This is a genomic window from Actinomadura roseirufa, from assembly GCF_900659635.1.
GTDB lineage: Bacteria > Actinomycetota > Actinomycetes > Streptosporangiales > Streptosporangiaceae > Spirillospora > Spirillospora roseirufa.
In genome coordinates this window covers 36,051-60,625 of the sequence record NZ_CAACVB010000020.1, presented here as the reverse complement: position 1 = coordinate 60,625, position 24,575 = coordinate 36,051, and the positions used below count along the sequence as shown (strand labels likewise).

The following is a 24,575-nucleotide window of genomic DNA, read 5'->3' as shown; positions in this document are numbered from 1 at the left end:
AGCGGGTCCGCCGAGCCGCCGGACTGCCCGGCCACGGCGGCCGCGCGGGCACCGGCCATCGGAGCGTGGGCCGGGCCGGGGGCGCGTCCCGGGCCCGTCCCGACCGGACGGCCGGGACCGGAGCCCGCGGCGTCCTGGCGGCGCGGCAGGCTGTACACCGGGCGCTTCTCCATCGGCGCCTGGAGCGTGTACGGGTGGACGCCGGTGCGCCCGATCCGCAGCCCGCCGTTGCGGGCCCGGATCATCGAGAAGATGACGACGGTGAACACGACCGCCCAGATGACGTTCAGCGGCGTCAGGTACCGCTGCGCCTTCATCCACAGCGAGGCGGTGTCGGTCCAGCCGTCGGTGTTGTTGTCGTCGCGGGTGATGCGGCCGCTCGACCGGCCGGTGCTGACCGGGCTGGTGCCGCGCCCGCTCAGGCTGTTGTCGCGGATCTGCGAGCCGCCCGCCGAGCCGATCAGCGTGATGCCGTGCTGGGTGGCGCCGCGGATGACGTTGCCGACCAGCTTGCCCGAGGAGTTGCGCAGGTAGATGCCCGTCCGCGCGCCGTCGACGGTGTTGCCGGCCAGGCTCGCGTCCTTGACGCCGTCGCGCAGCGAGATGCCCTGCCTGACCTGCTTGGCGAGCTGGTTGCCGGAGATCTGCACCTGGGTCGCCGCGGACCGCACGACGATGCCCATGTCGCCGCCGATCACCTTGCTGTTCTGGACGGAGAGCTTGTCGCCGCCGAGCAGCTCGATGCCGTAGTGGCCGTTGTCCTTGGCGAGGCTGTTGTTGATCGAGCTGTCGCCGAAGCTCTCCAGCGACTCACCGGACGCCGACGGGCCGTCGGCGAGCGCCGCGCCGTTCACGGTGAAGCCGTTGTGGCCGTTCTTCTCCGCCGTGCAGTTGGTGACGCGGACCTTCTCGGTGGCGCGCGACAGCACGAACCCGTCGCCGCGGCTGCCGACGACGGTCGTGTTGGAGATGTTGGCGTTCTTGGCGAACCGGTGCATCACGACACCGTTCACCAGGCTGTTCTCGATCTTGTTGTTGGTGACCTGCGTCTGGTTCGAGCCGGACACGAACAGCCCGAACGCGTCCCCGCTGATCAGGCTGTTGTCGATGGAGCCGGTGACGAGGTCGGCGGCGGGCACGTGCGTGGCGGTGCCGCCGGGCCCGCCGTCGCCGCCGGGCGTCTCGGTCTCGATGTCGCCGTTGCCGCCGCCGCCGTTGCCGGCGTTCTTCTGGCTCTGCAGCCGCTTCTTCTTGTTGGCGTGCCGCTGGTCCTTGTTCAGGTGCTTGGCCGCGCTCGCCGGACGGTCGGTGCCGGTCAGCGCGATCCCGCCCGTCCGGCCGCTCCAGAACCCGAGGTGGGAGATCCGGGCGTACTTCATCCGGAACTCGCCGCCGACCGCGCGGATGTAGGCGCGGCCGTCGACGACCTCGGTGTCGGGCGAGCGCGTCGCGGTGTTCCAGCTCGTGATCTGCACGGGGTTGCGCTGGTTGCCCTCGATCTTGATCGTGCCGCCGAAGCTGACGATCGAGGCGAACGCCCCCGGCATGCTGCCCATCCGCAGGACGAGCGGACCGCCGGACGGGTTGGCGAGCAGCAGCCCCGCGCCGTCGGACACGAACACGTGGATGCCGAGCAGGAACGAGCCGTCCGGCAGCCGCTGGAAGTACTTGCCCCCGTAGCGCTTCAGGTCGGCCAGGGTGTAGGGCTTGCCGGTGGGCTGCTGCGGGAGCACCAGCGTCTTGCCCTGCGCGGAGCCGAAGATCTGCGGGCGCTTCCACTGCGCGGTCGCCTGCCCGCCGATCTGCAGGATGGCGGTCAGCACGGACCGCGTCTGCATGATCCGCTGGTCCTCCTGGTCGACCAGCTTGGCCTGCCGGGCGGCGCTCGCGGGGTCGACGGCGGGGTCGGCGTGCGCGGCCGGCACCGGGGAGCCCGGCAGCCAGCCCAGCGGGACGAGCGCGAAGCCGGTCGCCAGCCCGGCGGCCAGCACCGCGCGTCCCGTACGGGTTGTCCCGCGGTCCCTCGGCCGGGACGGCGTCGGACGGGTCAATTCAGCCCACTCCCTGGAGCGAGCTGGCGCTCTGCCCGGCGCCGCCGACCTGGTCGGAGGTGCGGGTCAGCCAGCCCTGCTTGTTCATGGTCACGAACGCGTACAGCTTGATCGGCAGCGAGATCCCGATGACGACGAAGACCGTCAGGGGGAGCAGCAGGATCTCCGCGGGGTGCCGCTTGAGGTGCGACCAGCCGCGGACGGCCCGGCCGAACAGCACCCAGCCGATCGCCAGCGAGATGCCGAGCGGGGTCAGGTTGTCCATGATCCGGCTGAAGATCAGGTAGCCGAGCGTGACGCCCATGGTGACCGGCGTCAGCAGGATCTGCAGGACGGTCACCTTGGTGACGAACGGCGTCTTCCACAGCCAGCCCTTCCACAGGGCGGTGAGGTAGCAGCGGTAGGAGTTGCGGCTCCAGCGGATCCGCTGCTTGAAGAACGCGCGGAAGGAGTCGGGGAACATCGAGATCGCGCGCGCCGACGACTGGTGCACGGTCTTGTACCCCTGGGAGAGGGTGAGCCAGGTGAGGCGGCCGTCGTCGCCGGCGATGCAGCGGCGGCCGAGGAAGAACTCGTTCTCCAGGTTCTCCACCACGGGGAGGATCACCGAGCGGCGGTAGGCGGCGGTGCGCCCCGACAGGCAGGCGACGCCGCCCTTGGAGCCCATCGCGGGGACGTAGTCGTAGTACCGCAGGTTCACCAGCCAGTCGGCGATGCGGCGCCACACGCTGGTCTCGCGCTGGAAGACGTTCTGTTGCGTTCCCACGCCGCCGACCTGCGGGTCCTCGAAGGGCATCTGCACGGCGTCGAGCAGGCCGGGCTGCCACCAGGTGTCGGAGTCGGCGAACACGACGAGCTCGCCGCGCGCGGCGCGGATGCCGACGCCGAGGGCCGAGCGCTTGCCGGAGTGCTCGTAGATCAGCACGTGCAGCCGCGGGTCGGTGACCTGGGCGAGCCTGCGGTGCGCCTCGGTGTCCGCGACGTCGATCACGATGATGACCTCGCTGGGGTTCTGGGCCAGCCAGCTCTCCAGGCAGCGGATCAGGATCTCCGGGTCCTCGCGGTAGGAGGGGACCACCACGGACACGGTCGTCCGGAAGTTGTTGACCACCGGCTTGTCCATCCGGGACAGGATCACCCGGTAGATCCAGAGGCCCCAGACCAGCAGTCCCGCGAAGCCCAGCGGCACGAACTTCCGCCAGTCACCCCCGGCCGTGGCGCCCGAGACCGACTCCCAGGCGTCGCTCAGCCACCCCGTGACAGATGACAACTCAATCCTCCCCTTGTCCCTTATGTCACGGAGGAGTGCTGCGGACCCAAGCCTGCGGACCCTGTCTTGCCGGGTCCCAGTGCCGCGGAGCCCATCTCGTGGACTCTGACCAATGGACCCTTGCGCCCCCGTGTCACCTCAAGTAAGAGGGAGCAGACCAGCAAACGGTTCACTCTTGCCAGATCCGGTCATGCAAGACCTGCTGGTCATTTGGGGTGCTGTCCTATATCGGTCAGGCTGATCACGCGTCAAGCGTTTGCGCGGAATCGTTGGTCAACCGATGGATGTGCAACGTGCAGGACCCATGGTGGACATGATTTTGAAACTCCCGACTGTAAGTTGATAGTCCTGTATATGACTCGAAGTCCGGTATGTCATCTAGTGTCTGGTTTTGGCTACTTAACAGTAGATGGTGCCAGAAATCAGTGTGATTTGCCTCACAAAAGATCTTGAGCTGGGGTCGGATGTGGCCTGCGTCCCGTGGATCAGAGGTCCGCGGGTGGTCGGGACTGGTTACCGCCGGGTAGCATCAAGAGGAGTTACCGACCAGTACGGCAGCGCGGCCCCCGGCCGCCGCGGAACCAGACGGAGTCTCGAATGGGGCACTACAAGAGCAACCTCCGGGACGTGGAGTTCAACCTCTTCGAGGTGTTCAGGCGCCAGGACGTCCTCGGCAGCGGGCCGTACTCGGAACTGGACGAGGACACCGCGCGCAGCGTCCTGGACGAGGTGGACCGGCTCGCCGAGGGCCCGCTCGCCGCGTCGTTCGAGGACGCCGACCGCCACCCGCCGGTGTTCGACCCCGCGACCGGCACGGTGACGATGCCCGAGGGCTTCAAGAAGTCGTTCAAGGCGTGGATGGACGCCGAGTGGTACCGCCTCGACCTCGCCCCCGACTTCGGTGGCAGCGGTGCCCCGCGCTCGCTGACCTGGGCGGTCGCCGAGCAGGTCCTGGGCGCCAACCCGGCGGTGTACATGTTCGCCTCCGGCCCCGGCTTCGCCCAGATCCTCCGCCGCATCGGCACGCCCGAGCAGAAGCGGTTCGCCGAGCTCGCCCTGGAGCGGCAGTGGGGCGCCACGATGGTGCTGACCGAGCCGGACGCGGGCTCCGACGTGGGCGCCGGCCGGGCCAAGGCCGTCCGGCAGCCCGACGGGACCTGGCACATCGAGGGCGTCAAGCGCTTCATCACCTCGGCCGAGCACGACATGGCCGAGAACATCTTCCATCTGGTCCTGGCCCGTCCCGAGGGGGCCGGGCCCGGGACCAAGGGCCTATCGATGTTCCTGGTCCCCAAGTACCTGGTGGAACTGGAGAGCGGGGCCCTGGGGGAGCGCAACGGGGCCTACGTGACCAACGTCGAGAAGAAGATGGGCCTGAAGGTCTCCACGACCTGCGAGCTGACCTTCGGCGAACGGCACCCGGCCGTCGGCTACCTGGTCGGCGACGTGCACGAGGGCATCCGGCAGATGTTCCTCGTCATCGAGTACGCCCGGATGATGGTCGGCACCAAGGCCATCGCGACGCTGTCCACCGGCTACCTCAACGCGCTGGAGTACGCCAAGGAGCGGGTCCAGGGCGCCGACATGACGCAGATGACCGACAAGACGGCTCCGCGGGTCACGATCACGCACCACCCCGACGTCCGCCGCAGCCTGCTGACGCAGAAGTCCTACGCCGAGGGCATGCGCGCGATGGTGCTGCTGGCCGCGTCCTACCAGGACGCCGTCCAGATCGCCGAGCACGAGGGCCGCGAGGACGAGCGGGCCGAGAAGCTCAACGACCTGCTCCTGCCGATCGTCAAGGGCTTCGGCTCGGAACGGGCCTACGCGCTCCTCGGCGCCGAGTCGCTGCAGACCCTCGGCGGCTCCGGCTTCCTGCAGGAGTACCCGGTCGAGCAGTACATCCGCGACTCCAAGATCGACACCCTGTACGAGGGCACCACCGCCATCCAGGGCCAGGACCTGTTCTTCCGCAAGATCCTCCGGGACAACGGCGCGGCGCTGCGGACGCTCACCGGGGAGATCAGGGCGTTCGCCGAGAGCGAGGCCGGCAACGGCCGCCTCAAGAACGAGCGCGCCCTGCTCGGCCGGGCCCTCGATGACACCGAGGGCATCCTCGCCCCGATGGTCGGGTGGGCGCTCGGCTCCCTGGAGAACCCGAGGGAGCTCTACAAGGTCGGGCTCAACACCTCCCGCCTCCTGCTCGCCCTCGGCGACCTGATCGTCGCCTGGCTGCTGTGCCGCCAGGCCGAGATCGCCCTGGACCGCCTCGGCGCCGCCGACGCCCCGTCCCCCTCCGACACGGCGTTCTACACCGGCAAGGTCGCCGCCGCGCAGTTCTTCTGCCAGAGCGTCCTGCCGCGCCTGGCCGCCGACCGCGCCGTCACCGAGGCCACCACCCTGGACGTCATGGACGTGCCCGAAGAGGCCTTCTGAGCCGTCCCCGCCGGCCCCCGCCGCCTCCCGGAGGCGGGGGCTCGCTGTGTTCTGATGCGCCGCCGTGGTTCTGATTCGCCGCTGTATTTCTGATTTGCCGCTGTGTTCCTCCCGCTGCGTCCCCCCCGCTGGGATCATTACTGTGGGCCGGGACCTCCCCGCCCCCTTCGTCCCGAACGGGAGTGCCGATGCCGCCCGGCCGACAGCGCGTCCCCCTGAGCGTTCCCCTCGCCGTGCCCCTGGCCGTCGCCGTCGCGGGGCTGCTGCTCGCCGGGGGCTGCGCCGACTCCTCCAAGGCCGAGAAGAGCGACCCGCCGAAGGTCAAGGGCGATGCGACCACGCCCGCGCCGCGGCCGCAGGTCGCCCAGACCGGCGGCGCCTACGGCAGGGAGGGCTGGTTCGGTGGGGGCCTGCACGCCCGCGTCCAGATCAGGGGCGTCGAGCGGCAGCCCGGCAAGGCGGTGCTGCGCTACACCGTCACGTCCCTGGACACCGCGGCCCGCTCCGCGCCGTTCGGCGTGCGGCTGCTCGACCCCGTCGGTCGCCGGCTCTACCGGCAGACCGCGCAGGCCGGAACCGCCGAGCAGTTCCAGCCGGGCGCCGCCCGCGAGCTGACCGCCGAGTTCCCGCCGCTCCCCGCGGGCATCGACAAGATCACCGTGCTGACGCCGGGGACGGCCGGGGAGTTCACCGGCATCCCCGTCACCGGCACCGGCGACGCCCCCGCCTCGTCCTCCGGCTCCGGCACGGGCACCGGCTCCGGCACTGGCACGGGCACCGGCACTGACGCGGGCGCCAACCCCGCCGAGCTGTACGACATCACCGAGGGCGAGATCAAGGACGTCACCTCCAGCGGCTCGGACGTGAAGGTCAACCTGCGCACCGACGTGCTGTTCGCGGTCGACTCCGCCAAGCTGTCGTCCCGCGCCAAGGCCGTCCTCGACGACGCCGCCACGGAGATCAAGCAGAAGGCCGACCCCGCCAAGGGGCCGCTGACCTTCGACGGGCACACCGACAGCAAGGGCAGCGACTCCTACAACCTCAAGCTGTCCCGCGACCGGGCCGAGGCGGTGATGAAGGAGATGAAGACCCGGCTCGGCGATGCCTACAAGTACTCCGCGCACGGCAAGGGCGAGGCGGAGCTCATCGCCAAGGAGGGCGGCGCGGACGACGCCAAGGCCCGCGCCCGCAACCGCCGCGTCGAGATCTCCTACCAGGTCCGGCAGCAGACCTCGGGCACCTCCGGGTCCTCGACCGCCGCCGCGGGCGGCCGCGGCGGCACCGCCGCCCCCGCCCCGTTCCGCGCCCAGGACGGCACCACCGTCGCCAGCCGTTTCGGCCGTTTCGGCGCCGACAAGCGCCGCCTGGACGTCAAGCCGTTCTACCGCGACGGCGCCTACATCGTCGCCGTGTTCGAGATCGTCGACGAGGGCCCCGGCACGCTCCCGGCCAACGCCGACTACCCCCACAAGGACTACCCGGGCGGCGTGTTCACCTCGTTCTCGATCCTCGCGCCCGGCGGCACGGACGTCTTCCGCGCCGTCCGCGTCGGTACCCCGGACGGACAGGGCGACGCCGCCTACGTCGATACCGGCGGCGCCGCCTACCGCACCGCCGTGAACGAGCCGGTGCGCGGGTTCGCCTACATGCCCGCCCCGCCCGGGAACGTCACGTCCGTGGTCTTCGACGGCGGCCCCTTCGGCAAGGTCAACAGCGTCCCCGTGTCCTGAGGGCCGGTGTCTTGACCACGGAACGGGCATGACGGGAACGGCGTCCGGTGTCGTGCGACACCGGACGCCCGCGAGCGTGCTCCGTCCGCTCGCCCGGGCCGTCAGCCCCAGGCGAGCATGCGGAGCGGGTCCTCCAGCATGGCGCCGACGTCGCGCAGCACCAGCGACCCCAGCTCACCGTCGATGATGCGGTGGTCGAACGACAGCGACAGCGTCGTCACCTTCCGGATCGCCAGCTCGCCCTCGTGCACCCACGGCAGGTCCCGGATCTGGCCGAACGCCAGGATCGCGGCCTCGCCCGGCGTGATGATCGGCGTCCCGGCGTCCACCCCGAACACGCCCACGTTCGTGATCGTGATCGTGCCGTCCGAGAGGTCGGCCGGTGACGCCTTGCCCGCGCGCGCCTTCGCGGTCAGCTCGTTCAGAGCGCGCGCGAGACCGGGCAGGGTGAGGTCCTGCGCGTCCTTGATCTTCGGGACGATCAGCCCGCGCTCGGTGGCCGCCGCGATGCCCAGGTTCACGTAGCGCTTCACCACGATCTCCGCGCCGGACGGCCCGTCCGCCCAAGCGGCGTTCACCATCGGGTTGCGCGCCACCGCCGTCAGCAGCGCGCGCGCCACCAGCAGCAACGGGGAGACCTTCACGTCCGCGAAGTCGGGCAGCTCCCTGAGCCGCCGCACCGCGTCCATCGTCCGCGTGACGTCCACCTGGAGGAACTCGGTGACGTGCGGGGCGGTGAACGCCGACCCGCTGACCGCGGCGGCGGTCGCCTTCCGCACGCCCTTGACCGTCACCCGCTCCTCGCGGGCCCCGGCGGCGACCGGTGCCGGCGCCGACCCCGCGGCGAGGACGTCGTCGCGGGTGATGGAGCCCTTCGGTCCCGTCCCGGTGATCGACGCGAGGTCGACGCCGAGGTCCTTGGCCATCTTGCGGACCGGCGGCTTCGCCAGCGGAAGGCCGTTGTCCACAGGCTGTGGACGAGCGGGCGCGGGCACGGCGGGCGCGGGCACGGCGGGCGCCGCTGTGCCCGTCACGGCGGCCGGCACGGCGGACGGCGCCTGCGCACCGTTGGAGCCCTTCCGCGGACGCCGCTTCGTCGCGCCCTCCTTCACCCCGTACCCCACCAGCACGGGCTGCCGCTTCGGCTCGGACGAGACGATGCCCGGCTCGTCGGGCGCCGGAACGGCCTCCTCCCGCACGGCGGGCGCCGCCGGCGCCGGCGCGCCGCCCTCACCCGCCACGTCCACCGTGATGATCGGCACGCCCACGTCGACGGTCTGCCCCTCGGTGACCAGCAGCTCGGTCACCACCCCCTCGAACGGGCAGGGCAGCTCGACGATCGCCTTCGCCGTCTCGATCTCCACGATCGTCTGGTTGACCTCGACCTGGTCGCCCACCTGCACGTGCCACTTGACGATCTCGGCCTCGGTGAGGCCCTCGCCCACGTCGGGGAGGTTGAACTGCTTCGTTCCACTCACTGGCGTCACCACGCGAAGGTGCGGTCGACCGCGTCCAGGATGCGGTCGAGATCGGGCAGGTACACGTCCTCGACCCGGGACGGCGGGTACGGCGTCGAGAAGCCCCCGACCCGCAGCACCGGCGCCTCCAGCCGGTAGAAGCACCGCTCGGTGATCCGCGCGGCCAGCTCGGCACCGAACCCGCTGAACACGGGCGCCTCGTGCGCCACCACGCACCGCCCTGTCCGGTCCACCGACCGCACCACCGTGTCGATGTCGAGCGGGTTCAGCGACCGCAGGTCGATGACCTCCAGCGACCGCCCCTCCTCGCCGGCCGCCGCGGCGGCCTCCAGACACGTCTTCACCGACGGCCCGTACGCCAGCAGCGTCACGTGCTCGCCCGGCCGGACGACCTTCGCGTCGTGCAGCGGCGCCCAGTCCGTCGACTCGACGTCGACCTCCGCCTTGTCCCAGTACCGGCGCTTCGGCTCGAAGAAGATCACCGGGTCCGGCGAGGCGATCGACTGCTGGATCATCGCGAACGCGTCCACCGGGTTCGAGCACGCCACCACCCGCAGCCCCGCGGTGTGCGTGAAGTACGCCTCGGGCGACTCCGAGTGGTGCTCCACCGCCCCGATGCCCCCGCCGCACGGGATCCGGATCACCACCGGCAGCGACAGCGTCCCGAGCGACCGCATGTGCATCTTCGCGAGCTGCGTGATGATCTGGTCGGCCGCCGGGAACACGAACCCGTCGAACTGGATCTCCACGACCGGCCGGTACCCGCGCAGCGCCAGCCCGATCGCCGTCCCGACGATCCCCGACTCCGCGAGCGGCGTGTCGATGACCCGCTCCTCGCCGAAGTCCTTCTGCAGCCCGTCCGTCACCCGGAACACGCCGCCCAGCTTCCCGACGTCCTCACCCATCACGAGGACCTTCGGGTCCTTCTCCATGGCCTTGCGCAGGCCCTCGTTCATGGCCTTCCCGAGCGTCAGGGTGGTCACGGCGACACCTCTCCCTCGAACGACGCCAGGTAGGCGGCGAACTGCTCCTGCTCCTCGGTCATCAGCGGATGCCGCTCCGCGTACACGTGCTCGAAGATCGACATCGGTCCGGGGTCGGGCAGCGCCAGGCACTCGGCCCGCAGCTCCTTGGCCATCTGCTTCGCCCCGGCCTCGACCTCGTCGAAGAACGCCTGGTCCGCCAGGTCGCCCCGGACGAGGTACGCCTTCACCCGCTCGATCGGGTCCTTCAGCTTCCACGCCTCTTCCTCGGCCTTCAGCCGGTACCGCGTGGGATCGTCCGTCGTCGTGTGGGCGCCCATCCGGTAGGTGAACGCCTCGATCAATGTGGGCCCCTGCCCCGTCCGGGCGTTCTCCAATGCCTTCCGTGTCACGGCCAGGCACGCGAAAACGTCGTTCCCGTCCACCCGCACCCCGGGGAACCCGTATCCCTGCGCCCGCTTGTACAGGGGGATCCGCGACTGCTTCTCCAACGGCTCCGAAATGGCCCACTGGTTGTTCTGGCAGAAGAACACGATCGGCGCGTTGAACACCGACGAGAACACGAACGCCTCGTTCACGTCCCCCTGCGACGTCGCCCCGTCCCCGAAGTAGGCGATGGTCGCCCCCGCCGACGGCGTGCCCAGCACCCCGTCCCGCTGGACGCCCATCGCGTACCCCGTCGCGTGCAGCGTCTGGCTGCCGATCACGATGGTGTACAAGTGGAACTTGTGCTCGGCGGGATCCCACCCGCCGTGGTTCACCCCGCGGAACATCCCCAGCAGCCGCACCGGCTCCACACCCCGGCACCACGCCACGGCGTGCTCCCGGTACGTCGGGAACACCATGTCGTGCTCGCCCAGGGCCCGTCCGGACCCGATCTGCGCCGCCTCCTGCCCCAGCAGCGACGCCCAGAGTCCGAGCTCCCCCTGCCGGGTGAGCGCCACCGCCTCCAGGTCGATGCGCCGGACCGTCACCAGGTCGCGGTACAGGTCCCGGACCTCCTCGGCGCTCAGGTCCAGCGGATAGTCCGGATGCTCGACGCGCTCCCCCTCGGGGGTCAGCAGCTGGACGAGCTCGGGCTCGGCGAGCCCGGGGGTGTCCGGCGCGCCGCGTACGGAGTCGATCGTCATCGATGACACTCCTCGTTCGGGGCCGGTACGCGGGATCGCCGCATGCCGGCCGGTGTCAGCGCCCTTCTGCCCCGGTAGGGGCCCCAAAAGCCGCTAATGCCATCGTGGCAGACATCACACCCTGTGATGCAAGTCCTCCACCCACCCTCCTACCCGCGAAACCCACACACCCCGCCCAAACGTGACCTACCCCACGCCACCCATCCCTTTACCCCCCAGAGCCACGAAGCTCGCAACCACCGAACCCCAGCCGCCCGCCCCACGAATCACCCCCAGCCGATCTCGGCGGGACGGACGCGTCCGCCCCATGCCTCCTCGCCAGGCCGACCCATCACCCCCGCCACCCCCCAAAGACACGTGGACGCGAGCACGCACCGTGACGAACTCAAAGCAGAACGCTCGTCCCACGCCCCCGTTGCTGGCATCATCAACAGGTGCGTCACACCCGCGTCACCGCCGCTGTCGCCCTAGCCGCAACCCTGGCGTCCTGCACGACGGGCAAGCACACCCCGTCCTTCAACCCCACCCCCAAACCCACCCACCCCGGCCAGGTCGTGATCATTGCGGGGGATCCGAACATCCACCGCCCACCTCGGGACGGGGAATACGCGCTGCGTGCCAGCGCCCATTCGAACGGCGGTCTGGCGCTCGACCAGCGGACCGGCGCCGTCTATTTTCCTGTCACGGGTGAGATGGGCAAGGTCGTAGCCCGACTCGAGCGGAACGGAAGCATCTCCGCACTTCCCATCGGCATTGGTGCTGATCAACTGTTTGCGGCGGGTGGCCAACTGTGGATGATGCTCTCTTCGGCGGGGGTTCACTTGGTCAAGGTGAACCTATCCACTCTTGAGAAGACCGACGTCTTGGGTGCAGACGGGGAAGCGAGAACCCGCTTCGAGGTGCTCGACCCCTTGGCCAAAGTGGTCTCGACTGAAGAGCGCGACGAGTTGGGCAAGCACTGGAAGGGCTCGCTGTTCACGATCCGTGGTGACGGTGTCCCGGTCCTGATCTCGAGTGCTGGACAACTCTTTGAGGTTGTCGGTCGAAATGCCCTAAGGCGATGGCGGCCCCAGGGCTATGAGAAGGCGCTATCGGAGGCCGCGCCCGCACCTTTTCAGCCCACTGGCCTGATTCCGGATGGTCGGCGGGGCATTGTCACCTTGGGGCATACTGGGCTGCTGCGTGTCGGCGATGACGGAGCGTCCCGTGGATTCAGATTCCCGGCCACCGTCCAAAAAATGCCCCCCTGGACGGAGATGGCCCCATTGAGTAATGGCTCGATTCTCTTGCTCGGTGGGGTGTCCGCCTTGGAGCAGCGGCCGCGTCCCACGTTGTTGAAACTGGACGGCAGTTTGGAGTCGCTCTCTTTCGGGACGCAGAAGAAGTGTGATGATTTTAATGGGTCGATGGCTGCCGTCGCCTCGGCCAAGCCCACTGGCATGGTGAAGTCGGCTGACGGGGCGTATGTGATGGGCGATAAGTACTGTGGGCTCATCTACTCGTTCCGACTGCCCGATCATATTTCTGGCTGACAAGGGCATCGGTGGTCGGCCTCGTCGTCACTCGTGCCCGGTGTTATGGTCCGATCCTCCTTCGGAGGTGGCGATGAGATCCTCCCCACTTGTGACGGGTCCTGCCTTGGGGGCGGAAACGATGAAGTCTTTGACCGCCTTAATGATCTGGCTGTTGCCTTCCGGAGATGACGACCACTCTTTGAGTGCCCTGTCGAGCTGGGGGTCGCCCGTGTGTTCTCCTTTCCAAGACCGAATTGCACGCGCAAGATCGAGATATAATTGGTCGGAATAGTTCGAGTAAGCGGAATGGATTTGCTGAACCTTTTTCTCGTAGGGTGCATATTTGATCTTGTCCAGTGCCAGGTCGGTGCCCATGGTGTAGGCGTCTGTCACTCCGGGGACCGCGCCGACCTGTGTGCTGCCGAGTACGGTGGCGCCGAGGTCGCGGAGGACCCCCAGATGCTTCTTCGCCTCGTCGTACTGCTGCTGGGTGAGGGCCTCTCGAGTGAGCCGCTCCTTACCGAACGCCGCTATGAGGTTTCCTTCCATTTGCCCGGCCCTTCGCTGTGCCGTCGGCCATCGCCTGTCGCGTAGGCCCCACGTGAAGAGCAGTTGACGGAACTTCTGTGTGTCCATGGCGATTTGAGTCCAACTCCTGTCGTCCGCCGCGAACGTTCGAAGGAACTGCTGGACATCCTGTCCACCGATATCGACATATGTGCGTCCGGTTGCGTGATCCCGGTTCGGAAGCCCGGATCCGGCGCTGGAGGCATCGGCATCGGCGATCATGGGGATGTGCATACGGGTCATTGTCAGGAGACCACTCTGGAGGCCGGGCCCCAGTTCAGCGGCGTAGTGCTTGGTGTGGGCCATGCCGGGGGCCGTTTCACTCTGGCTGGGAAGGATGTCGAACCAGGGGAGCAGATCCGGTGGGCCATCCTGCCTTAGGTCCTTGTCCAGCTTTTCGCGGCCTTTGTCGTTCCACCAGGCCACGGTCTTCATGATCTCAGCGGCGTTGAGTGCGGCCTCTTTTTCATGGCCCCTTTCGGGTGTGGTGGCCAGGGCTATGACAGAGCCGGCCGCCTTGCCGCCGTCCGGCCAGTCGGGAGCGGTGAGGAGCGACGCGTAGGTGCCGCCGTTGCCTCGGGTGAGCCAGGTCAGGGCGTCCGCCTTTTCGGCGTCCTTGATGCTGAAGGCAGACTCCAGGTTCGTGGCGGCCAGAGTGCGGGCCGCAGTGAGATCTTGCTGCTGGGAGATGCGGCCGAGAACGTTGAGTGCGGGGTCGTACGGTCTGAGGTCCGAGGGGTCACCAGAGGGGTCCAGGTCCCAGTCGTTCCACCACCGGCGGTGGTCCGGCTGGTTGGCCGCCGTCCTGACCACGGTGTGGTCGATGATCACCTTCCTGGTGATGACGTAGGACGGGTATTGCTGGCGCCAGCGGAGGGCGGCTCTGGCCATGTCCGCCAGGACGGCGGAGCTCCATTTGACGTTCGGGGCGCTGAGCCTGACCAACAGTGCCTGGCCCGGCATGTCGGCGCCGATGGGGCCGAGGGCGTTGGCTACGGCCGCTTGGCCGTTCTTTGTACGGGAGAGGGAGGCGAGGGCGGTGCCGATGTCGCCGACGGTCTTCTTGTCCTCAGGGGTGAGGCCGCTGCCGCCGTGCCGGCGGTGGAGGTCGTAGGCGAGCTTGCCCATCGAGCCCTTGGGGACGTTGTTGAAGAACGCGTTGAGGTAGCCCTCGTCCTTGGTGTTCGCGCGGAGGGTCCGGGTGATCTCGGAGATGAGCTCGGGGGTGGACGCCGTCGGGTCGCTTCGGGTCTTGTTCCAGGCGAGGGCTTGGAGGCGGCCCAGGTCGGTCATTTCCTTGGCGCCGAAGCGTTCGGTGTCGGGGACGGGGGAGAGCGGGGAGCTGATGAGCAGGACGGGGTTCACCTGGTTCTCGGCCAGGGCGTACATGATGCGGGTGCGCATGCGGGACGCCTGGTCGCGGCACCATGAGGCGGTGCGGTCGCAGGCCGCGGTGCTCGGGATGTCGGGATAGACGACCGCGAGGAGGCCGCGGATCATCTTGCCCGATTGCGGCAGGCGGTCGGCCGCGCGGTTCAGAGCCGTTTCGAGCCGTTCGAGGCCGTTGGGGGAGACGGAGGCGACGCCGGGGCGGCCGGTGGCGGGAGTGACGCCGGGAATGGTCGGTAATTCCAGGTTGGACGGTGTGCGGTTGAAGTGTACGACGGTGCGGATGATCTCCCGCATCATCCGGTTCAGCGACCGATTGTGCCCCTGGAGGTCGGTGGTGAAGGCGGCGGCCGAGCCGCCCTGCCAGATCTGCGGGCCCATCAGGCGGGTCACCTCGGCCATCGCGCTCGACACGGCACCGAGCTCGGACTGGACGGCCCGCGCGTCGACCCTGATGACCATTCCCGCCCGCCCTTTCGCCGATGTGCGCGGGAACAGCCTAGAGGGGGGCCATTGACCGGTGTATCGACTTTTTTGAAGGGCGAAAGAATAAAACGGGCGAATGGTGTTTTATTCGCGGGACAGTGCCCGGGTGGCGCCGGCGGCCACGGTCAGGCCGAGGACGAGGCCGCCGGCGACGATGAAGTTGGCGATCCATTGATAGATGCCCTTGGGGGCGAATTCGACCTCTTGGCCGAGGCTGCCGATCGGGAGCAGGAGGTCGAGGGTGTAGAAGAAGGCGTTGAAATGGGGGCGGTGGCCGTCGTCCAGTACCTCGGGCTTGTGGACGGAGAAGACGATCGTCCCGAAGGCGAGGAGGCCGATCAGCCAGCTCGCGGCGCGGAAGGGGCGGTAGCCGTAGCCGACGAGGATGTCCTGGAACCAGCCGACGACCTTGTGGGGGATGCCCTGGGTGCGGCGGCGGTCGCGGGCCTTGGCGAGCAGGATGGAGCGGCCGTCGGCGTCCAGGCCGAGGGAGCGGTAGGTCTGGGCGAGGCGCTCGTAGGGCTGGGGGGCGTAGCCATCGTTGTCACGGCGGAGCCAGGCGAGACGAACCCGGGCGGTGAGGGGCGGGTCGAGGGTCTCGTACTGCAGGCCGTCGAGTTGGAGGCGGTCGGGCCAGGTTTTGGCGTCGTCGCGCATGAGGTTGATGCGGGCATAGGAGAGGTCCGCGACGCCTTGGATGGGCTCCGCGGGACGGAGCAGGACCTCTTCTGCCTGGAGGCGCTGCAAGCTGAGGGCGGTTCCCTGCGGGTGCTGCAGGCGGGCGCCGCGGAGGCTGAGCTGGCCGGCGATGCGGGCTCCGGCGAAGCTGACGGCTCCGGTGGCGGTGAATCCGTCGGAGCAGTAGACGTCGGTCTCCACGGCGAGGTCGTCGGCGTTGAGGGCGGTGCGCTCGGGGTGGGTGAGGTGGGCTCCGACGAAGGAGAGGTAGCCACCTACGCGGGCGCCGCGGAGGCGGACCTCGCCCTCGGCGGCGAACCCGCCGTCGCAGAAGACGTTCGCGGCCACGTCGAGGCGGCTGGCGTACAGGGCGGCGCCGGTCGGGTTGTACAGGCGGGCCTCGCGGAAGATGAGCTGGCCGCCGACGCGCGCGCCCGGGAGGCGGACCTCGCCGTTGGCCGTGAACCCCTGGTCGCAGTACACGTTCGCCTCGACGGTGAGGCGGTCGGCGAGCAGCGCGTCGCCGCCCGGGTTCGTGAGCTGGACGCCGGACATGTTGAGGATGCCGGTGATGTTGGCGCCGTCCAGCCACAGCCCGCCGGAGATCCGGCTGCCCTCCAGCCACATGTGGCCGTCCACGCGCGTGCCGGACGCGACGAGGCCCGGCAGGCGGCAGCGCATCAGGTGGACGCTGTTCATGCTCGCCCAGTACAGGTGGGGCGCCTCGTCGAAGGAGCAGTTGGTGAGCGCTAGGGGGACGTGGACCTCGGCGTGCCCGAGGTTCAGGGAGCCGGTGATCCGGGCGCCGCTCAGCCGGACGGCCGGGACCTGGCCGGCTTCGGGTTCGACGGCGCCGACGAGCAGGGCGACGAGGACTTCGGCCCGGACCAGGCGGTCGTGTCCCCACTGGGTGGTGTTGGCCGGGTCGTCCAGGGTGGGGTCGCCCGTGGACAGGTCTATGGATTCGCCGCGCGGGAACGCCTCCCAGAGGCGACGCTCCGAGGGCGTGAGGTCCTCGATGTTCATCGGGCGGCTCCGGGGGTGCGGGTGGGGTGTTGAGGCCCATGGTGCCGTACCCTTCAGGATCGTAAGGAAGGCGCAGACCAGTGAGGGGGCGGATGTGGCGCGTGTCGTCGTCGACGTCATGCTGAAGCCGGAGATCCTCGACCCGCAGGGTCAGGCGATCGCCAGGAAGCTGCCGCAGATGGGCTTCGAGGGCGTCGTCGCCGTCCGGCAGGGCAAGCGGTTCGAGGTGGAGCTCGAGGGGCCGGCGGACGAGGAGGCGCTGGAGCGCGTCCACAAGATCGCCGAGACGCTGCTGGCGAACCCGGTCATTGAGAATTTCGAGGTTCGCGTTATTTGACCGGTATAGCTCCCGACCTGGACCGGTTTATCGTGTGAGATGCCTCCGGCCGGAATTGGGATGAAATTGCGCGGTAGTCGCATGGTGGTGGTGCGTTCCACGCGTTCCAGGTCCCCTGCCGGTGCCGACGAGATTTCACTCAAAGACCCGGCACTGTAGCGGTTACGGAAGATTCCGCCGGGGAAGCCTTAGCTGCGTCGAGTCGTCGAGCACGCTCCGGGACCGGGGGCTTGACCAGGAAGCCCGGGGCATGACACGAGGTGCCGGGTGGACATGCGGTTCTCGCTCGCTTTGCCGCGCGACGCACTGAGCATCCCGGTGATCCGGCGGGTGGTGGGGGACGCCCTGCGGGGTCTCGGGGCCGCCGAGGACTGCGTCGCCGATCTCGTCGTGGCGGCGTCGGAGGCGTGCACGAACGTCGTCCTGCACGCGCGCTCGTCGGGCGACTACGAGGTCGTCGGCGAGGTGGACGAGGACGCCTGCACCCTCAAGATCACCGACTGGGGCCGCGGCTCGCGCCCGGCTCCCGCCGACCGGGGGGTTTTGAGCGAGTCCGGGCGCGGCATTAAGATCATGCGGGCGCTGGTGGACGATCTCGACATCGACTCCACGCCCGGCCGGGGCACCGTCGTTCACCTGCGGAAGCGGCTGACCTGGCGTGACGAGGCGCTGGTACGGCGCCTCGAGCGCAGGCTCATGCACAGCGCCGGGTAGATTGGTACGCGCGCGGGGGGATTGCGACGCGTAGCGGGGTGATCGGCGGATGAGACCCGCCCGTCCCGGCCGCACCTCATTTCGGAGGAACAGAACAGATGGACGCTGCCCGGGTTGGGGTCATCACCTTCCCAGGTTCCCTGGACGACAGAGACGCCGCACGGGCCGTGCGGCTGGCCGGCGCGGAGCCGGTCGCCCTCTGGCACGCCGACCATGACCTGCAAGGGGTCGACGCGGTCGTGCTGCCGGGCGGTTTCTCCTACGGGGACTACCTGCGCGCCGGGGCGATCGCCCGGTTCGCGCCGCTGATGGTCGAGCTGGTGGCCGCCGCCAAGGCGGGCCTGCCCGTCCTCGGCATCTGCAACGGCTTCCAGGTGCTGTGCGAGTCGCACCTGCTGCCGGGCGCGCTGCTGCCCAACGCGGGCCTGCACTTCGTCTGCCGCGACCAGCGGCTGCGCGTCGAGAACACCGGCACCGCCTGGACGGCCGAGTACCGGGAGGGGCAGGAGATCGTCATCCCGATCAAGAACGTCGACGGCCGCTACGTCGCCGACCGGGAGACGCTGCTCGAACTGGCCGCCTCGGGCCGGATCGTCGCGCGCTACCTCGACCTGAACCCCAACGGCTCCCTCGACGACATCGCCGGGATCTGCAACGAGGCCGGCAACGTGGTCGGGCTCATGCCCCACCCCGAGCATGCCGTGGAGTCCCTGACCGGCCCGTCCACCGACGGGCTCGGCTTCTTCACCTCGATCGTCAAGAGACTGGTCAACGCATGAGCGAGCAACGGCCCAACGCGTCCGGACGGCCGGACGGCCGGGGCGCCCGCGACACCTCGGACGAGCCCTCGCTGGAGTGGCTCGGCGAGCTCAAGTCCGACGCCGACGACCCCGAGCTCCAGCCCGTCGACCCGGCGGTGACGCAGGCCTTCGAGGCCATGCTGGAGGAGGGCGACGCCGCCCAGTCCCCCGTCCAGTCCGGCGTCCAGTCCGGCGCAGGCGACCCCGCGGGCGTGCCGCTCGGCGGCGTGCCGTCCGCGGTCGCGGCGCCGGAGTTCGCGCGCGCACTGGCCGAGGAGCGGTCGGATGCGCCGTCCGAGCCGGGCGCGCCCGCGCTTCCCGTCGCGCCCGAGAACGGCACCGGTCCGCAGCGCGCCCCCGGCTACCAGACCGGCCCGCTGCCCGCGATCTCCCCGGTGCCGCAGCCCCCCGGCGCTCCGCGGCCCTCCGTCGGCCCGGGGACGGGCCCGCAGCCCGCCGTCGGGACGAACACCGGCCCCCAGCCCGCGCTGGGAACCGGCCCGCTGCCCGCCGTCGGGTACGGCACGGGCCCCCTTCCCGCGGTCAGCCCGAGTCCGGTTCCGCCGCTTTCCGCCGGTCCCGGGTCGGGCCCCCAGCCCACGTTCGGGACGGGTCCGCTGCCCGCCGTCGTACCGGCGCCGCAGCACCCCCTCGACAGTGACCGCCCTGCTACCGGCCCCCTTCCCACGGTCGGGACGGGCACCGGTCCCCTGCCCACCGTCAGCGGCACCGGCCCCCTGCCGACCGTCACCGGCCCTGTCACCGGCCCTGTCACCGGCCCTGCCACCAGCCCTGTGCTCGGCTCTGCCGGTGGTCCCGCCGGCGGTTCTGGGACGGGCCCGCAGCCCGCGGTCGGGACGGGCACAGGCCCGCAGCCCGCAGTCGGCTCGGGTACCGGCCCGCAGCCCGCGGTCGGCGGACCGGGCACCGGTCCCCAGCCGGCGGTGGACGCGGCGGGCACCGGCCCGCAGCGCATGATCGACGGCCCCGGCACCGGCCCGCAGCCGGTCGCCCCCGGGGCGGCCGGACGCCCCGCCCTCCCCGCCGCCGAGCTCGGCACCGACACCGTCGCGATCGCCGCGGCCACGCCGGAGCGGCCGCAGCCGTACGCCGAGCTGGGCATGAACGATGAGGAGTACCAGCGGGTCCGCAGCATCCTCGGGCGCCGTCCCACGTCCGCCGAGCTGGCCATTTACTCGGTGATGTGGAGCGAACACTGCTCCTACAAGAGCTCCAAGGTGCACCTGCGCCAATTCGGCGACAAGGCCCCGAAAACCGATGCGCTTCTAGTCGGCATGGGTGAGAACGCCGGTGTGGTGGACGTCGGCCAGGGGTGGGCGGTCACCTTCAAGGTGGAGTCGCATAACCACCCGTCCTATGTCGAGCCTTATCAGGGCGCCGCGACCGGTGTCGGCGGCATCGTCCGCGACATCATGTCGATGGGTGCCCGGCCGGTCGCGGTGATGGACTCGCTGCGCTTCGGCCCGGCGGACGCCCCCGACACCCAGCGCGTGCTGCCCGGCGTGGTCGCCGGAGTCGGCGGCTACGGCAACTCCCTCGGCCTGCCCAACATCGGCGGCGAGACGGTCTTCGACGCCTGCTACGCGCAGAACCCGCTCGTCAACGCGCTGTGCGTGGGCGTGATGAAGCACGAGGACATCAAGCGCGCGGTGGCGCCCGGCCCCGGCAACCAGGTGATCCTGTTCGGTGCCCGGACGGGCCCGGACGGCATCGGCGGCGCGTCCGTCCTGGCGTCGGCGACATTCGACGAGGAGTCGCACCAGAAGCGGCCGAGCGTCCAGGTCGGCGACCCGTTCATGGAGAAGCTGCTCATCGAGTGCTGCCTGGAGCTGTTCCGCGAGGACCTCGTGGTCGGCATCCAGGACCTCGGCGCGGCCGGGGTGTCGTGCGCGACGACGGAGCTGGCCGCCGCCGGCACCGGCGGCATGCACGTCGACCTCGACACGGTCCCGCTGCGCGACGCGACGCTCCTCCCCGAGGAGATCCTCATGAGCGAGTCGCAGGAGCGCATGATGGCGGTCGTCACCCCCGACAAGGTCGACCGCTTCATGGAGATCTGCGGCCGCTGGGAGATCCCCGCGACCGTCATCGGCACCGTCACCGACACCGGCCGGCTGGTCATGACGTGGCGGGGCGAGACGATCGTCGACATCCCGCCGGTCACCGCCGCCGACGAGGGGCCGGTGTACCGGCGCCCGTACGCGCCCCCGCACGACCTGGGCGCGCTGCAGGCCGACACGCCGGGGCGGCTGACGCGCCCGTCCAACGGGGACGAGCTGCGCCGCACCGTCCTGTGGCTGGCCGGTTCCCCGAACCTGGCGAGCAAGACGTGGGTGACCTCGCAGTACGACCGGTACGTCCTCGGCAACACGGTGCTGGCCATGCCGGAGAACGCGGGCGTCGTCCGGATCGACGACGAGTCGGGCCTCGGCATCGCGCTGTCGCTGGACGGCAACGGACGCTACGCGCGTCTCGACCCGTACGCGGGCGCGCAGCTCGCGCTGTCGGAGGCGTACCGTAACGTCGCCGCCACCGGCGCCCGGCCGCTCGCGGTCACCAACTGCCTCAACTTCGGTTCCCCGGAGGACCCGGGCGTCATGTGGCAGTTCGCCCGCGCGGTCGAGGGCCTGGCGGACGCCTGCCAGTACCTCGGCGTGCCGGTCACGGGCGGCAACGTGTCCTTCTACAACCAGACGGGCACCACGCCGATCAACCCGACGCCGGTCATCGGCGTGCTCGGCGTCCACGACGACGTCCGCCGCCGGGTGAACATGTCGCTCACCTCCGACGGCGCGACGCTCGCGCTGCTCGGCGAGACGCGCGAGGAGTTCGGCGGCTCGGAATGGGCGCACGTCGTCTACGGGCACCTGGGCGGCCTGCCGCCGCTGGTCGACCTGGCCGCCGAGGCGGCGCTGGCGGGCGTGCTGGTCGCCGCCGTCCGGGACGGCCTGGTCTCCGCCGTGCACGACCTGTCGGACGGCGGCCTGTCCCAGGCGCTGGTCGAGGCGTGCCTGCGCGGCGGGCTCGGTGCCCGGGTCACGCTGACCGGCGACCCGTTCGTGTCGCTGTTCAGCGAGTCCGTCGCTCGCGCGATGGTGGCGGTCACGCCCGGCGCCGAGGCGCGCCTCGCGGCGATGTGCGAGGCCGCGGGCGTCCCCGTGGCCCAGCTCGGCGTCGCCGGCGGTGACGCGCTGACCGTGTCGTCCGCCTCCGAGCAGCAGGAGCTGTTCTCGATCCCGCTGGCCGAGCTCCGCGAGTCCCACGAGCGGACGCTGCCGAGCTACGCGGGCTGACCCTGGCGAAGACGCACCGGCGCCCCCTGGAGCTTCCAGGGGGCGCCATAGCGTTTCTGAACCACGCGACTAGAGCCGCTATCTAGAAGAGCGCCATTTAGAAGACCGAGATGTGGACGTGGTCGTAGTGGTTCGCGGTCACGCCGCCACGGTTCTCCATGCCGCGCCAGCCGGGGCTGCGCAGGTCGTAGATGCGCTGCCGCCAGATGATGTACTTGATGCCGAGCGCGCTCGCGTGCGCGATCGCGTACGCGGCCGTCCGGTCGCCGAGGGCCTGGGCGCCGCCGCTGGCCATCACGCCGCCCGTCGTCACCATGAAGTCGCAGGCCCGGCCGGTGGCGTGGTCCTGCGGGTCGCCGCCGGTGCGGACGCAGCCGATCGTGGGGAACGGGCCCATCTCCGTGTCGATGGTGTTCTTCACCTTGAGCATCCGGGGCGTCACGCCGCCCATGCCGACGCTCGGCGACTCCGGTTTGTACTTCTTCACCAGGTTGCGGATGCGGGTCTTCTGCGAGAGCAGATCCTTGATCTCCTTCTGCAGTTCCGCGATCTTCTCCTGGGCCTGCTTGCGGGCCTGGGACTGCTGGTCGACCAATGTCTTGATCTGCTCGACCCTCGCCGCCTTGTTCTGCGCGACATGGCTGATCAGCGTGGCGTTGCTCAGCAGGTCGGACGGACTGTCCGCGGAGAGGACGGCGATGGTCGGGTCCTGCCCGCCCGTCATGTACTGGCTCGCGGCCATGCGCGCGACGAGGTCGCGGGCGCCGTCGAGGTCGCTTTGCAGCACCTTGGACTTGTCCAGCGCGGTCTTGGCCGCGAACTGGGCGTCCTTCAGCTTCGCGAGGTCGCCGCCGTAGGCCTTGTCGAGCCGCTCGATCTGCGCGTTGAGCTTGCCGAACTTGCCGTTGCCGCCCGGGTCAGCCGGCAGGGCGGCCGCCAGCGCGGCGCTTGTCAGCACGGATCTTGTCAGCACGGATCTTGTCAGCACGGATGCGGACGGGTCGGCCGACGCCGGCGGGACGGCCCCGCCGGTCAGCGGCACGGAGGCGGCGAGGACCACGAGGGCCACGGCGGCGCGCCGTCGGCCGCGCCGTCGACCGTGGCGCAGTCCACCGCGCCGAACAGTGGAGGTGGGGGTCTCCACGTGCTCTCCTCTCCTCATCGGCCTGCCGGGTTAGCTGACGGGTTCGGGCTGGAGCGAGCCCTATCGCGTGCCGTGCGGCCCGCGAATTCACCCCGTCCAGGCGGTCGCCGACCGCCTGGAGAGTGGGTCCCCGGTCCCCGGGCTCGCGCCGCGGGATTCGGCCCGTCCGGCCGGCTCGTCCGGGACGGATCCCGGGCTCGTGCCGCCGGACGATGATGAACTGGGTTGATCCGTCCGTTGCCTGGCCAAGATTAGACCCCGGCGCAGCCGGGGACGGCTCGAAGCCGGCAAGCCCGGCCCCCTTGCTGGGAGCCGGGCCATCCTACGTGACGGGACTCACAGGTTCCCCTTGTAGAGGAGCCTGTTGGCCTGGCCGCCGCGCAGGCGGCCGAGGACGTTGCGGGTGGCGTTGTCGTTCAGCCATTTCTGCACCTGCGGGAAGGTCGCGCCGCGGTGCGTGCTCAGGTAGAGCGCGGCGACGCCGCTGACGTGCGGCGTGGCCATGGACGTCCCGTTGAGGGTCTTTGTGCCGTTGTTCTTCCAGGTGGAGGTGATCCCGTAACCGGGGGCGTTGATGTCGACGCACTTGCCCCAGTTGGAGAAGTCCGCGCGGTTGTCGTAGGTGGTCGTCGCGCCGACCGTCATGACCCATCCGGCGCTGGACGGGGAGGCCGTGCAGGCGTCCACGTTCTCGTTGCCCGCCGCCACGGACACGAACACGCCCGACTTGGACAGGTTCGTCACCGCGGTGTTGAGCGCCGCGGACTTCGGCGCGCCGATGGAGATGTTCGCGACGGCCGGCTTGGCGGCGTGGGTGCGCAACCAGTTCGCGGCGGCGACCAGGCCGGACACCGCACCGGTGCCGTCGCAGCCGAGCACGCGCAGCGCCCGCAACTTGACGTTCTTGGCGACGCCGTAGGTCTTGGAACCGACGGTCCCGGCGACGTGCGTACCGTGGCCGTTGCAGTCGGTGCCGTTGGAGAAACCGCTGGCCCACCAGGCGACGGACGCGCGCCCGCCGAACTGCGGGTGCCCGGCCACGATGCCGGTGTCGATGATGTAGGCGGTCACTCCGGTGCCGGTGGAGTTGTAGGTGTAGGTCTTCGACAGCGCGCGCTTGCGCTGGTCGATGCGGTCGAGGCCCCAGGGCAGCGGGGCGCGCTGGGTCTTGGACGCGATCTTGGCGACCTGGTCCTGCTCGATGGCGGCGACGTCACGGTCGCGGCGCAGCCTGCCGAGCTGACCGCCGTCCAGCCGCGCGGCGAAGCCGTTGAGGACGCCGTCGAAGCGCTGGACGCCCGTGGCGCGCACCTTCCGCGCGGTCGAGTCGGTGGACGCCCCGTGCTTCAGCGTGACGATGTAGCGGCCGGGCAGCGGGGTGCCCGCGGCGGCCGTCACCCGGACGAGTGAGGGGGACGGGTCGGCGGCGAGGCTCGGGAGCGTCGCCGCGCCGCCCACGCAGGCCGCGACGGTACCGACCAGCAAGAGCCTCCGGTGGACAGCCCGCAAGACGTCTCCTTCTGTCGTG

At 70.1% G+C, this 24,575-nt stretch carries 16 protein-coding genes and 1 riboswitch; of the genes, 7 read left to right on the top strand and 9 right to left on the bottom strand.

The window, feature by feature from the left end:
• Both E1291_RS07020 and E1291_RS07015 read right to left on the bottom strand, forming a co-directional pair.
• Positions 1-1,991, bottom strand: a 1,991-nt coding sequence (locus E1291_RS07020) for a right-handed parallel beta-helix repeat-containing protein (RefSeq protein ID WP_131736906.1), incomplete at its 3' end; no start/stop codon positions are given.
• 61 nt (positions 1,992-2,052) lie between these two features.
• Positions 2,053-3,321, bottom strand: coding sequence for a glycosyltransferase family 2 protein (locus E1291_RS07015; protein WP_131736905.1), 1,269 nt, complete (start codon positions 3,319-3,321; stop codon positions 2,053-2,055).
• Between the two features lie 597 nt (positions 3,322-3,918).
• Here E1291_RS07015 and E1291_RS07010 point away from each other — a divergent pair.
• Both E1291_RS07010 and E1291_RS07005 read left to right on the top strand, forming a co-directional pair.
• A complete protein-coding gene (locus E1291_RS07010) occupies positions 3,919-5,757 on the top strand; it encodes an acyl-CoA dehydrogenase (RefSeq protein WP_131736904.1) in 1,839 nt (612 codons plus the stop codon).
• A 188-nt stretch (positions 5,758-5,945) separates the two neighbouring features.
• Positions 5,946-7,487, top strand: coding sequence for an OmpA family protein (locus E1291_RS07005; protein ID WP_131736903.1), 1,542 nt, complete (start codon positions 5,946-5,948; stop codon positions 7,485-7,487).
• A gap of 101 nt (positions 7,488-7,588) precedes the next feature.
• Here the strand turns inward: E1291_RS07005 and E1291_RS07000 are convergent, their stop codons facing one another.
• From E1291_RS07000 to pdhA, 3 genes are read right to left on the bottom strand one after another with little or no spacing between them, the layout of a single operon-like run.
• A complete protein-coding gene (locus E1291_RS07000) occupies positions 7,589-8,965 on the bottom strand; it encodes a dihydrolipoamide acetyltransferase family protein (RefSeq protein ID WP_131736902.1) in 1,377 nt (458 codons plus the stop codon).
• Positions 8,966-8,970: 5 nt separating this feature from the next.
• Positions 8,971-9,948, bottom strand: a complete 978-nt coding sequence (locus E1291_RS06995) for an alpha-ketoacid dehydrogenase subunit beta (protein ID WP_131736901.1) — start codon at positions 9,946-9,948, stop codon at positions 8,971-8,973.
• Complete coding sequence (pdhA, locus tag E1291_RS06990) at positions 9,945-11,078, bottom strand: pyruvate dehydrogenase (acetyl-transferring) E1 component subunit alpha (protein ID WP_131736900.1); 1,134 nt, start codon at positions 11,076-11,078, stop codon at positions 9,945-9,947. Before pdhA ends, E1291_RS06995 begins: the two co-directional genes overlap by 4 nt.
• Positions 11,079-11,512: 434 nt before the next feature.
• Between pdhA and E1291_RS06985 the strand changes: the two genes are divergently transcribed.
• Positions 11,513-12,610: a hypothetical protein gene (locus E1291_RS06985; RefSeq protein WP_131736899.1), complete on the top strand. Its 1,098-nt coding sequence runs from the start codon at positions 11,513-11,515 to the stop codon at positions 12,608-12,610.
• A 27-nt stretch (positions 12,611-12,637) separates the two neighbouring features.
• On the opposite strand, the gene E1291_RS06980 is transcribed toward E1291_RS06985, so the two are convergent.
• Positions 12,638-15,010: a hypothetical protein gene (locus E1291_RS06980; protein WP_131736898.1), complete on the bottom strand. Its 2,373-nt coding sequence runs from the start codon at positions 15,008-15,010 to the stop codon at positions 12,638-12,640.
• A 108-nt stretch (positions 15,011-15,118) separates the two neighbouring features.
• On the bottom strand, positions 15,119-16,738 hold the full coding sequence (locus tag E1291_RS06975) for a hypothetical protein (protein WP_131736897.1): 1,620 nt from the start codon (positions 16,736-16,738) through the stop codon (positions 15,119-15,121).
• A 94-nt stretch (positions 16,739-16,832) separates the two neighbouring features.
• Here E1291_RS06975 and purS point away from each other — a divergent pair, with 94 nt between their 5' ends.
• From purS to purL, 4 genes are all read left to right on the top strand, one after another.
• The gene (gene purS, locus E1291_RS06970) at positions 16,833-17,075 is read left to right on the top strand and encodes a phosphoribosylformylglycinamidine synthase subunit PurS (protein ID WP_131736896.1); all 243 of its coding nucleotides are present in this window, start codon (positions 16,833-16,835) and stop codon (positions 17,073-17,075) included.
• 273 nt (positions 17,076-17,348) lie between these two features.
• Positions 17,349-17,789: an ATP-binding protein gene (locus tag E1291_RS06965; RefSeq protein ID WP_242613991.1), complete on the top strand. Its 441-nt coding sequence runs from the start codon at positions 17,349-17,351 to the stop codon at positions 17,787-17,789.
• A gap of 98 nt (positions 17,790-17,887) precedes the next feature.
• Positions 17,888-18,568: a phosphoribosylformylglycinamidine synthase subunit PurQ gene (purQ, locus tag E1291_RS06960; RefSeq protein ID WP_131736894.1), complete on the top strand. Its 681-nt coding sequence runs from the start codon at positions 17,888-17,890 to the stop codon at positions 18,566-18,568.
• Positions 18,569-19,662: 1,094 nt separating this feature from the next.
• On the top strand, positions 19,663-21,903 hold the full coding sequence (gene purL / locus E1291_RS06955) for a phosphoribosylformylglycinamidine synthase subunit PurL (RefSeq protein ID WP_503108236.1): 2,241 nt from the start codon (positions 19,663-19,665) through the stop codon (positions 21,901-21,903).
• A 97-nt stretch (positions 21,904-22,000) separates the two neighbouring features.
• On the opposite strand, the gene E1291_RS06950 is transcribed toward purL, so the two are convergent.
• Both E1291_RS06950 and E1291_RS06945 read right to left on the bottom strand, forming a co-directional pair.
• Complete coding sequence (locus E1291_RS06950) at positions 22,001-22,972, bottom strand: coiled-coil domain-containing protein (RefSeq protein WP_131736893.1); 972 nt, start codon at positions 22,970-22,972, stop codon at positions 22,001-22,003.
• Positions 22,973-23,050: 78 nt separating this feature from the next.
• Positions 23,051-23,220, bottom strand: a riboswitch (cyclic di-AMP (ydaO/yuaA leader).
• 163 nt (positions 23,221-23,383) lie between these two features.
• Positions 23,384-24,556 carry a S8 family peptidase gene (locus tag E1291_RS06945; RefSeq protein WP_131736892.1) on the bottom strand — a complete coding sequence of 391 codons (1,173 nt, stop codon included), beginning with the start codon at positions 24,554-24,556 and terminating at the stop codon, positions 23,384-23,386.
• Positions 24,557-24,575: the final 19 nt, after the last annotated feature.